General features: G+C 62.5%; 4 protein-coding genes. 2 read left to right on the forward strand and 2 right to left on the reverse strand.

Features of this window, described 5'->3' with window-relative positions:
* Positions 1 to 615: MFS transporter (locus tag U367_RS1000000132510; protein ID WP_236640000.1), on the forward strand; the 615-nt coding region annotated here is incomplete at its 5' end.
* Here the strand turns inward: U367_RS1000000132510 and U367_RS0129795 are convergent.
* Together U367_RS0129795 and U367_RS0129800 are read right to left on the reverse strand one after the other, a co-directional pair.
* Positions 616 to 981 carry a type II toxin-antitoxin system HicB family antitoxin gene (locus tag U367_RS0129795; RefSeq protein ID WP_028619830.1) on the reverse strand — a complete coding sequence of 122 codons (366 nt, stop codon included), beginning with the start codon at positions 979 to 981 and terminating at the stop codon, positions 616 to 618. It abuts the gene before it with no gap.
* Positions 978 to 1,229 carry a type II toxin-antitoxin system HicA family toxin gene (locus U367_RS0129800; RefSeq protein WP_028619831.1) on the reverse strand — a complete coding sequence of 84 codons (252 nt, stop codon included), beginning with the start codon at positions 1,227 to 1,229 and terminating at the stop codon, positions 978 to 980. The genes U367_RS0129795 and U367_RS0129800 overlap by 4 nt, the downstream gene beginning before the upstream one ends.
* A gap of 209 nt (positions 1,230 to 1,438) precedes the next feature.
* Here U367_RS0129800 and U367_RS0129805 point away from each other — a divergent pair.
* A partial coding sequence (locus tag U367_RS0129805; RefSeq protein ID WP_028619832.1) for a non-ribosomal peptide synthetase occupies positions 1,439 to 12,060 on the forward strand: 10,622 nt, incomplete at its 3' end.

Raw genomic sequence — 12,060 nt, forward strand, 5'->3', positions numbered from 1 at the left:
TTTGTATTGCAGCGTGAGACCGAACCGCCTGTGCATGCACATCAGGGCCACCACGGTCGCTGGCTGATTGCGTCACCCTCGGTGCTGATCCTGATGATCCTGCTGCTGGCCATGGGTGTGATTGTTGGCGTGGTGGACGTGGTCAGCGTCGCGTTTGCCCAGCATCAGGGCCAACCAGCGGCAGCGAGTATCGTGCTGTCGGTGTACGCCATTGGCTCGTGCCTGGCAGGGCTGGCGTTCGGTACCCTGAAACTCAAGGTGTCGTTGCCTCGGCAGTTCCTGTTCTGTGGCGTGGCTACGGCTGTGACCACCTTGCCGTTGCTTCTGGTAACCAACATTCCCGGGCTCGCCGTGGCGATCTTTATCTCTGGGTTGTTCTTCGCCCCAACCCTTATCGTGTCCATGGCCCTGGTGGAGCGGATCGTACCCGCCAGCCGCCTGACCGAAGGCATGACCTGGCTGATCACCGGCCTCAGCATCGGCGTGGCCATTGGCGCTGCCAGTTCCGGCTGGATGATCGACCACTTCGGCGCCACCAGCGGGTTCTACGTGGCGTTGGCGGCGGGGGCGGTGGTGCTGGGGGCGGCAGTGTTGGGTTATCGGCGCTTGGGGTAATCAGCTAACCGCAGGGCATGAGTCATTGCCATGATGTTGTAAAAACTCATTCAAGGCCTGGCGTGTCAGGTCATTGAGGGTCACTTTTTTGCGGGTCGCGGCCAGGGCAGCCGCCAAGTGCAAGTCATGGCCGACCCGGACATTGAAGGAGCCCTTGCAGGGCTTCTCCGGTGGCTGCCCGAGGGCCTGGCAAGTGGTGAGGTAGTCATCCACCGCCTCACGGAATGCAGCGTCCAGCTCTGCGACGGTTTTACCTTCGTAGCTCACCAGTGCCTTGATGAACAGGATCTTGCCGAATAGGCAGTTGTCTTCGACGCTGGCTTCGATAGAGCCGATGTAGCCTTTGTGTTTCAGTTGGTTGTTCACTGAATCAGTTCTCCTGACCTCAATTGCTCAATGATCTGGCGCCGAATGTAGTGTTTCAGTTCGTTGCCAGGGTGAGGCTCGTGCAAGGTGATCATTGCACTGGGGTCGCCGATGTCGAACTTGACCCGGCTTCCAGCCCCTTCAATCTGTGTGTAGCCCAGCCGTAGCAGCAGCGTTACGAGCTCAGGCCAGGTAAATGCCATGTGCTCATTGAGCAGTTTGGCGAGCAGCTTTTCATTTTTGGACACGGCGTTCCCTGCGTGTAACTAAATGTAGTTGCAAAAAGTGGTGTTCGTCAATGCTAGCTCGGGTTCGGGTGTCTCTGCCGAGATTGATGTAACCCTTGATGACACCCCGCTCCACGCCTTCCACTCCCCGCTAATTTTTCCCTGTCCGGTTCGTTTTATAGGGACGACGTGCCTTTGTGCTTCCCGCCTATTGCTCCGGACTCCAAGAAATGAATGCTGAAGACTCCTTGAAACTTGCTCGCCGGTTTATCGGGTTGCCCCTGGAAAAACGCCAATTGTTCCTGCAGGCCTTGCAGAAAGAAGGTGTGGATTTTTCCCGGTTTCCGATTCCGGCAGGGGTGGAAGCGGAGGATCGCCAGGCGCTGTCCTATGCACAGCAGCGCATGTGGTTTCTCTGGCAGTTGGACCCGGCCAGTGGCGCCTACAACTTGCCCGGTGCTGTACGCCTCAAAGGCACGTTGAGCCTGGAAGCGATGGAGCAAGCGTTTACGAGCCTGGTCGCGCGGCATGAAACCCTGCGCACGGTGTTCCAGCGCCAGGCCGACGAGCGCCTGTTGCAAGTGCCGACGGCGACGTCATTGGCCGTCGAGCAAGTCGATTTCAGCCACCTCGCTACCGCCGAACGCGAACAGGCCGTCAACGACGCCGCGGTCCGTCAATCGCTGCTGCCGTTCGACCTGGAAAACGGCCCGTTGCTGCGCGTGCAATTGCTCAAGCTCGACACGCGGGAGCATGTGTTGCTGCTGACCCTGCACCACATCGTCTCCGATGGTTGGTCGATGAACGTGCTGATCGAGGAGTTCATTCGCTGCTACGACGCTCATGAGCGCAATGAAATACCGCAACTGCCGGCCTTGCCGATCCAGTACAGCGATTATGCCCTGTGGCAACGTCGCTGGTTGGAAGCGGGTGAGCAGGCTCGACAATTGGAGTATTGGCACGCGCGCCTGGGCGATGAGCACCCGGTACTGGAGTTGCCCACGGATCGCCCACGCCCGGCCATGCCGAGCTACCGGGGCACGCGCCATAACTTCGCGATCGAACCCGCGCTGGCTGCACAACTGCGCAGCGTTGCGCAAAAACACAACGTTACCCTGTTCATGCTGTTGCTCGGTGCGTTCAACGTGCTGCTGCATCGCTATACCGGGCAAGGCGACATCCGCGTCGGCGTGCCAATCGCCAACCGTAACCGTACTGAAGTCGAAGGGCTGATCGGCTTTTTCGTCAATACCCAAGTGCTGCGCACCGAGCTGAGCGGGCAAACCCTTGTCACTGAGCTGCTGCAAAGCATCAAGGAGCATGCACTGGGCGCCCAGGCCCATCAGGAATTGCCGTTCGAGCGCCTGGTGGAGGCCCTCAAGGTCGAACGCAGCCTCAGCCATACGCCGTTGTTCCAGGTCATGTACAACCATCAGCCGGTGGTGGCCGACATTGCGAGCGTCAGCACGGCCTCCGGCCTGGAGCTGGCGCTGGTGGAGTGGCAAGGCCGCACCACTCAGTTTGACCTGACCCTCGATACCTATGAAAAATCCGGCACCCTCTACGCCGCGCTGACCTACGCCAATGACCTGTTCGACGCGGCGTCCATCGAGCGCATGGCCGGGCATTGGGTGCGTCTGTTGCAGGCCATGGGGGCCGACGGTACGCAGCGCATCGGTGAACTGCCGATGCTGGATGCGGATGAGCAGCAAGTGCTGGTCCACACCTGGAACCAGACCGCCGAGGTTTACCCGACCGAGCGCGGCATCCATCACCTGATCGAAGACCAGGTGCGGGCCACGCCCGACGCGCCCGCGCTGTTGTTCGGCGCCACAGCGCTGACCTATGCCCAGCTCAATGCCCGCGCCAACCAGCTGGCCCATGCCTTGCGCGAGAAGGGTGTAGGTCCGGACGTGCTGGTCGGGATCTGCATCGAGCGCTCCATCGAAATGGTGGTCGGTCTGCTGGCCATTCTCAAGGCGGGTGGCGCCTACGTTCCGTTGGATCCTGAGTATCCCCAGGAACGCCTGGCCTACATGATCGAGGACAGCGGCATTCAGTTGTTGCTCAGCCAGCACAGCCTGTTGCCAGTGCTGCCTGCCGAGGGCATTCAAGTGATTGTCCTGGACCAGCCTGCCGACTGGCTCGATGGCTACAGCCGCGAATCGGTAAACGTTACGCTTCACGCGCTGAACCTGGCCTACGTGATCTACACCTCGGGCTCCACCGGCAAGCCCAAGGGCGCCGGCAACAGCCATCGCGCGCTGGTCAACCGCCTGTGCTGGATGCAGCAGGCCTATGGCCTGGACGCCAGCGATGCGGTCCTGCAGAAAACCCCGTTCAGCTTCGACGTTTCGGTGTGGGAGTTCTTCTGGCCGCTGATGACCGGCGCACGCCTGGTGGTCGCAGCGCCCGGCGAGCATCGCGAACCGGCGCGCCTGATCGAGACGATTGGGCAGCACGGCATCACCACCTTGCACTTCGTGCCCTCGATGCTCCAGGCGTTTATCCATGAGCCGGGAGTGCAAGCGTGCACCCGCCTCAAGCGCATCGTGTGCAGTGGCGAAGCCTTGCCGCTGGATGCGCAATTGCAGGTATTTGCCAAGTTGCCTCAGGCGGGCTTGTTCAATTTGTACGGGCCGACCGAAGCAGCCATCGACGTGACCCACTGGACCTGTGTCGACGAAGGCGCCGACAGCGTGCCCATTGGCCGGCCTATCGCCAACCTCGGCACCTACGTGCTCGATGCCCAGCTCAATCCGGTTCCCGCTGGCGTCAGCGGCGAGCTGTACCTGGGCGGCACTGGTCTGGCTCGTAGTTACCATCGACGTCCGGCACTTACTGCCGAACGTTTTGTGCCCAGTCCTTTCGGTGACGGCACGCGTCTGTACCGCACGGGCGACCGCGTGCGTCAGCGCGCCAATGGCGTCATCGAATACCTCGGCCGCCTCGACCATCAAGTCAAGCTGCGTGGCCTGCGTATCGAGTTGGGTGAAATCGAGACGCGCCTGATGCAACACCCCTCGGTGCGCGAAGCCGTGGTGTTGGTGCAAGGCGGCAAGCAATTGGTGGCCTACCTGGTGCTGGAAGACCAGACGCCGGTCGATCTCAAGGCCTGGCTGCTCAGCAGCCTGCCGGAATACATGGTGCCGACCCATCTGGTGTACCTGGCCAAGCTGCCGGTAACCGCCAACGGCAAACTCGACCGCAAGGCCTTGCCAGTGCCGGACGCCACGCCACAGCAGGCCTATGTCGCACCGGAAAACGACCTGCAGAAAGCCTTGGCAGCGATCTGGAGCGATGTACTGGGGGTGGCGCAGATCGGCCTGGAAGACAACTTTTTCGAGCTGGGCGGTGATTCGATCATCTCCATCCAGGTAGTCAGCCGTGCGCGCCAGGCGGGTATTCGCCTCAGTCCACGGGACCTGTTCCAGTACCAGAGCGTGCGCAGCCTGGCGCTGGTGGCAAGCTTCGAGCAGGCGATGGTCATCGACCAGGGGGCGGTCACCGGCGAGGTGATCCTCACGCCCGTGCAACGCAGCTTTTTCGAGCAGGCGATTCCGGTGCGCCAGCATTGGAACCAGTCGTTGCTGCTGACGCCACGGGAAACCCTGGAGCCTGCGCGCGTTGAAGCCGCTTTGACCCAACTCATCAACCACCACGACGCCCTGCGCCTGCGGTTTGTGCAACAAGCTGGCGGTTGGCAGCAAGCCCATGCCGAGTCGGTGACTACGCCCGGGTTGTGGCAAACCCAGGTCGCAGACGACGCTGAGTTGGCCGCACTCTGCGACGAGGCCCAGCGCAGTCTCGATCTTGGACAGGGCCCTTTGTTGCGTGCGGCCTTAGTCACGATGGCCGATGGCGCTCAACGTTTGTTGCTGGTGGTGCATCACCTGGCGGTGGACGGCGTGTCCTGGCGCATCCTGCTCGAAGACCTGCAACAGGCTTACCGCAACGTCGCATTGCCGGCCAAGACCAGCGCCTACCAGCGGTGGGCGCAGCAATTGCAGGCCCACGCGCAGACGCTGGATGACCAACTGCCGTACTGGCAGGCCCAGACTGCGAGTGCCGATTTGCCGTGCGATAACCCCCAGGGCGGTCTGCAAAACCGCCTGGGCAGCAAAGTCGAAATCCGCTTGAGTGCCGAACAGACCCGTCAACTGCTGCAAGACGCCCCAGCGGCCTACCGCACCCAGGTCAACGACTTGCTGCTGACCGCACTGGCGCGCGTCATCAGCCGTTGGAGCGAACAGCCCGCGGCGCTGATCCAGCTGGAAGGCCATGGCCGCGAAGACCTGTTCGATACCGTCGACCTGAGCCGCACCGTCGGCTGGTTCACCAGCCTGTTCCCGGTACGCCTGCAAGCCGATGGCGAGCTGTCGGCTGCAATCAAGTCGGTGAAGGAACAACTGCGCGCCGTGCCGCACAAGGGCATCGGCTACGGCCTGCTGCGCTACCTCGGTACGCCTGAGGCCCGCGAAGCCCTATCGAGCCTGGCCGCGCCGCGCATCACCTTCAACTACCTGGGCCAGTTCGACCGCCAATTCAACGAGTCGGCGCTGTTCGTTCCGTCGACCCAGGGCAGCGGTCAGGCTCAGGACCCGGAGGCGCCGCTGGCCAATTGGCTGACGGTGGAAGGGCAGGTGTATGGCGGCGAATTGGCCCTGCAATGGGGGTTCAGTCGCGAGATGTTCGACAGAGCAACCATCCAGCAGCTGGCGGACGATTACCAGCAGGAACTGCTGGCGTTGATCGCGCATTGCCTCAACCCGCAGCACGGCGGCCTGACACCGGCCGATGTAAGCCTGGCGCACCTGACCCAAGCCCAGCTGGACGACCTGGCACTGCCTGCACGGAGCGTGCAAGACCTGTATCCACTGTCGCCCATGCAGCAGGGCATGTTGTTCCACAGCCTCTACCAGCAAGGTGAGGATGACGTCTATGTCAGCCAATTGCGCGCCGACGTGCAGGGAATGGACGTTGCAGTATTTCAAGGCGCCTGGGAGCAAGTGCTGGCACGGCATGACATGTTGCGCACCGGCTTTGTCTGGCAAGACGACCAGGGCCAGGCCCTGCAAGTGGTGCATCGCCAAGTCAGCTTGCCCTTCATCGAATACGACTGGCGCGACCGTCCGAATCTGCCGGCGGCCCTCGACAGCCTGGCCGCCGAGCACCATCGCCAGGGCTTCGAGCTGGCGAGCCCGCCGTTGCTGCGGGTGGCGCTGGTCCGCACGAGCGAAGACCACTGGCACTTGATCTACACCAGCCACCACATCCTGATGGATGGCTGGAGTAATGCCCTAGTCCTCAATGAAGTGCTGCAAGCCTGCAAGGGCCAGGCGCTGCCGCCGGTAGCCGCGGCGTTTTCCCAGCACATTGCTTGGCTGCAACAGCAGGACCCTGCGGTGGGCGAAGCGTTCTGGCGCCAGCGCCTGGTGCAGTTGGAAGAACCGACGCACCTGGCACGTGCTGTGGCCAAAAGCGCCGCGCACACGGGTGACGAATACGGCGAACTCCTGTGTGAGTTGGATGCCATTCAGACTCAGCGCCTGACCGCTTTCGCCCGTGCCCATCAAGTGACCCTCAACACCCTGGTGCAATCGGCGTGGTTGTTGCTGTTGCAGCGCTACACGGGTCAGTCCAGCGTCGTCTGTGGGGTCACGGTATCTGGGCGCCCGGCGCAGCTGGCGAATGTCGAGCAGCAGGTCGGCCTGTTCATCAACACCTTGCCGCTGATTGCTGCCGCCAGCCCGGCGCAAAGCGTCAGCGATTGGGTGCGTAGCGTTCAGGCATTGAACCTGGAAATGCGTGACCACGAACACACGCCGCTGTTCGACATCCAGCGTTGGGCCGGCTCGGCCGGTGAGGCGCTGTTCGACACGCTCGTCGTGTTCGAAAACTTCCCGGTGGCCAAGAGCCTGGAGCAGTCGGGGGAGAGCGGCTTGCGTTTCAGTGCTGTGAGCCATCAGGAGCGCACCAATTACCCATTGACCCTCACCGTGCAGGGCGGCGAGCACCTGAGCCTGCACCTGGAATACTTGCGAGCCGAGTTTGCTGCCGACGCGGTGCAGCACATCGGCGCCTACCTGCAGGGCTTGCTACAGCAATTCGCCAGTGCGCCGGAACAGGCCTTGGGCGCCGTGCCGTTGCTGCTGGAACACGAATACACCCGCGTGCTGCAAGACTGGAACCCGCGGGGTGTTGCTCAGCCCGCCAAGGCCAGCGTATTGCAACGCTTCGAACAACAAGCGGCATTGCACCCGGAAAACACCGCGCTGATCCTGGATCAGCAGCACATGACTTACACCGACCTCAACGTGCGCGCCAATCGACTGGCCCATCGCCTGATCGAGTTGGGCGTCAGCGCCGACACCCTGGTGGGTGTTGCGGTGGACCGCTCTCTGGAGATGATCGTCGGCTTGCTGGGGGTGCTCAAGGCCGGCGGCGCTTATGTGCCGCTGGACCCGAAATACCCAGCCGAGCGCCTTCAGTGCATGATCGAGGACAGCGGTCTGCAACTGCTGCTGACCCAGCAGCCGTTGGTGGAGCAGTTGCCGCTCAGCGAGGATCTGACCCTCGTTTGCCTGGAAACCGGAGTCGACTGGCTCGTCGATTACAGCAGCGAAAATCCGTCTTCCAGCACGCAGCCAGCCAACCTGGCCTACGTGATGTTCACCTCCGGTTCTACCGGCCGGCCAAAAGGCGTGGGCATCGATCTGGGCGCCCTGGCTCGGCATGTGGAAGTCTTCACCGAGTTGTTTGCGTTGCAAGCCCATGACCGCGTGCTGCAGTTCGGCACCTTTAATTTCGATGGTTTCGTCGAGCAACTCTACCCGGCGCTGTGCTGCGGCGCTGCAGTGGTGGTGCGTGGCGGCGACCTGTGGGACAGCGACACCTTCTATCAACAGCTGATCGAACACGACATCTCCGTGGTCGACCTGACCACCGCTTATTGGCTGCTGCTGGTGCGCGACTTTGCCGACCGGGGCCCGCGTGACTACGGACGCCTGCGCCAACTGCACATCGGCGGCGAAGCCATGCCGCCGGAAGGCTTGAATGCCTGGCGGGCAGCCGGCTTGGAGCATGTGCGCCTGCTCAACACCTATGGCCCCACCGAAGCCACGGTAACCGCCACCGCCTTGGACTGCGCTGCCTATGTGGATGGCCGTGAAGCCCTGCCGTCGATGATGCCGATCGGCCGCGTGCTGGATGGCCGTGCCATCTACCTGCTGGACGCCAACCTCAACCCGGTGCCGGTAGGTGTGGCGGGCGAGTTGGTGATCGGCGGCCCGTTGCTGGCGCGGGGTTACTTCAACCGCCCGGACCTGACGGCCCACCGTTTCATTCCTGATCCGTTTTGCACCGACGGCACTGGTCGCCTGTACCGCACCGGTGACCTGGCCCGTTACCGTGCCGATGGCATGATCGAGTACGTGGGGCGTATCGACCATCAGGTCAAGGTCCGTGGTTTCCGCATCGAACTGAGCGAAATCGAAGCGCGCCTGCTGGCCCAGGTCAGTGTGCGCGAGGCGTTGGTCATCGCTGCGGACAACCAGTTGGTGGGTTACGTCGTGGCCACTCAAGCGCTCGACGAATCCCGGCAAGCCGAACTGCGCATCCAACTCAAGGCCGTGCTGCGCGAGGAGCTGCCGGACTACATGGTGCCGGCGCATCTACTGGTGCTGGAACGCCTGCCTCTGAGCCCCAACGGCAAGGTAGATCGTGCCGCGCTGCCCAAGCCGGATGCCAGCCATTCGCTGGCCGAATGGGTCGCGCCCGTGACTGAGAAGGAGCAACGCATCGCTGCCATCTGGGCCCAGGTGCTGGGCGCCGAGCGGGTAGGGCTCAACGATCACTTCTTCGAAATGGGTGGTCATTCGCTGCTCGCCACGCAGGTGGTGTCTCGGGTGCGTCACGGCCTGGGCATCGAAGTCGCGCTCAAGACGTTGTTTGAACAGCCTGTGCTTGGCGACTTTGTCAGCTGCCTGGGCGACGTCCAGGGTTCGGCACCGGCGCTGGTAGCGGCAGACCGCACTCAACCCTTGCTGCTGTCCTACGCCCAGGAGCGTCAGTGGTTTCTCTGGCAGCTGGACCCGCACAGTTCGGCCTATCACGTGCCCAGTGCGCTGCGCTTGAAAGGTCCGCTGGACCAGGTGGCCCTGCAACGTGCCTTCGATACCCTGGTAGCGCGCCATGACAGCCTGCGCACGCACTTGCAGCAAGAGGCCGACCGCACGGTACAAGTGGTCAGCCCGCAGGCACGGATCGAGCTGGTGTCGGAACCCACCGATGACGCCCAGCTCAAGACCAGGGTTGAAGCGCTGGTAGCCCGACCTTTCGACCTGCGCCAGGGGCCGCTGATGCGTGTGAATCTTCTGCGCCTGGCAGCAGAGGAGCACGTGCTGGTCCTGGTGCAGCACCACATCATCTCCGACGGTTGGTCCATGCAAGTGATGGTCGACGAGCTGGTGCAGCTCTACGCTGCCTACAGCCAAGGCCAGGCGCTGCAATTGCCGGCGATGCCGATCCAATATGCCGACTACGCAAAATGGCAGCGTGACTGGATGGAGGCCGGGGAAAAAGCGCGCCAGCTCGATTACTGGCGTGACCTGCTGGGCGGTGAGCAGCCGGTGCTGGAGTTGCCTTTCGATCACCAGCGTCCGGCGGTGCCGACCCATCGGGGTGCACGCCTGAATATTGCGCTGCCGACTACGCTGGTCGACAGCCTCAAGACCCTGGCCCAGCGCGAAGGTGTGACACTGTTCATGGTGCTGCTGGCTTCGTACCAGGCGTTGTTGCATCGCTACAGCGGCCAGCAGGACATTCGTGTCGGTGTGCCGATTGCCAACCGTAACCGGGTCGAAACCGAGCGGTTGATCGGCTTCTTCGTCAATACCCAGGTGCTCAAGGCCGATGTCGACGGGCAGACCACTGTCCGGCAGCTATTGACCCAGGTCAAACAGCGCGCACTGGAAGCCCAGGCGCATCAGGATTTGCCATTCGAGCAACTGGTCGAGGCCCTGCAACCCGAGCGTAGCCTGAGCTTGAGCCCCTTGTTCCAGGTCGCGTTCAACCACCACATCAGCCTGGCCGGCGAGCATTTGCAGCGCCTGGCGCAGCTGGACATGAGCCCGGTGACCTGGGATGAAACCGCCGCGCATTTCGACCTGATCCTGGACATCGAGGAGTCCGGGAACCAGCTCGGCGCATCGCTGAGTTATGCCACCGATTTGTTTGCACCTGCGACCATCGCGCGCATGGGCAGCCATTGGCAGAACCTGTTGCAGGCAATGGTTGCCGATCAACAACAGCCCATCAGCCAATTGAACCTGCTGGGCGAGGATGAACGGCAGCACATCCTGCGATTGTGGAACCAGACTGACGCTGGCTTCTCGGCCGAGCGTCTTGTGCATGAATTGGTAGCCGATCGCGCCAGGGAAAACCCCCAGGCGATCGCCGTCAAATTCGACGCGCAAACCCTGAGCTATGGCGAGCTGGACAGCCAGGCCAACCGCCTGGCCCATGCCTTGATCGCCCGTGGCGTCGGCCCGGAAGTGCGCGTGGCGATTGCCATGCCACGCAGCGCCGAAAGCCTGGTGGCGTTCCTTGCGGTGATGAAAGCCGGTGGCGTGTATGTGCCGCTGGACATCGAATACCCGCGTGACCGCCTGCTGTACATGATGCAAGACAGCCGTGCGCAATTGTTGCTGACCCATAGCCGCGCGTTGCAGCAACTGCCGATTCCCGAGGGCTTGGACACCCTGGCGATTGATCGCACCGAAGACTGGGCCGATTACCGCGACACTGCGCCGGACGTGAAGCTGGACGGCGATAACCTGGCCTACGTGATCTACACCTCCGGCTCCACCGGCATGCCAAAAGGCGTGGCAGTGTCCCATGGCCCGTTGGTGGCGCACATCATCGCCACCGGCGAGCGCTATGAAACATCGCCGGCTGACTGTGAACTGCACTTCATGTCGTTCGCCTTCGACGGCTCCCACGAAGGCTGGATGCACCCGCTGATCAATGGCGCCAGCGTGCTGGTCCGTGACGACAGCCTGTGGCTGCCCGAATACACCTACGCACAAATGCACCGCCACAATGTGACCATGGCGGTGTTCCCGCCGGTGTACCTGCAACAGTTGGCCGAGCATGCCGAGCGTGACGGCAACCCACCCAAGGTGCGTGTGTACTGCTTTGGCGGTGATGCGGTAGCCCAGGCCAGCTACGACCTGGCCTGGCGCGCACTCAAGCCGACTTACCTGTTCAACGGTTACGGCCCGACTGAAACCGTGGTCACGCCGTTGCTGTGGAAGGCTCGCCGTGGCGATCCATGCGGTGCCGTCTACGCGCCTATCGGCACGCTATTGGGCAACCGCAGCGGCTACGTGCTGGACTCGCAACTCAACCTGCAACCCATCGGCGTAGCTGGCGAGTTGTACCTGGGCGGCGAAGGCGTGGCACGGGGTTATCTGGAACGGCCGGCACTGACTGCCGAGCGTTTTGTGCCGGACCCATTCGGCAAACCTGGCAGCCGCGTGTATCGCAGCGGCGACCTGACCCGTGGCCGTCCGGATGGCGTGGTGGATTACCTCGGGCGTGTCGACCATCAGGTGAAGATCCGTGGTTTCCGCATCGAACTGGGCGAGATCGAAGCGCGCCTGCGTGAGCAGGACAACGTTGGCGAAACCGTGGTGGTCGCCCAGGACGGTCCGACCGGCAAACAACTGGTGGCGTATGTCGTGCCGGCCGAGGGCCCGCTCGCCAATGAAACCCAATTGCGCGAAACCTTGCGCCGTGCGCTGAAAACCCATCTGCCGGATTACATGGTGCCCGCGCACTTCATGTTCCT

The organism is Pseudomonas canadensis, from assembly GCF_000503215.1.
Lineage (GTDB): Bacteria > Pseudomonadota > Gammaproteobacteria > Pseudomonadales > Pseudomonadaceae > Aquipseudomonas > Aquipseudomonas canadensis.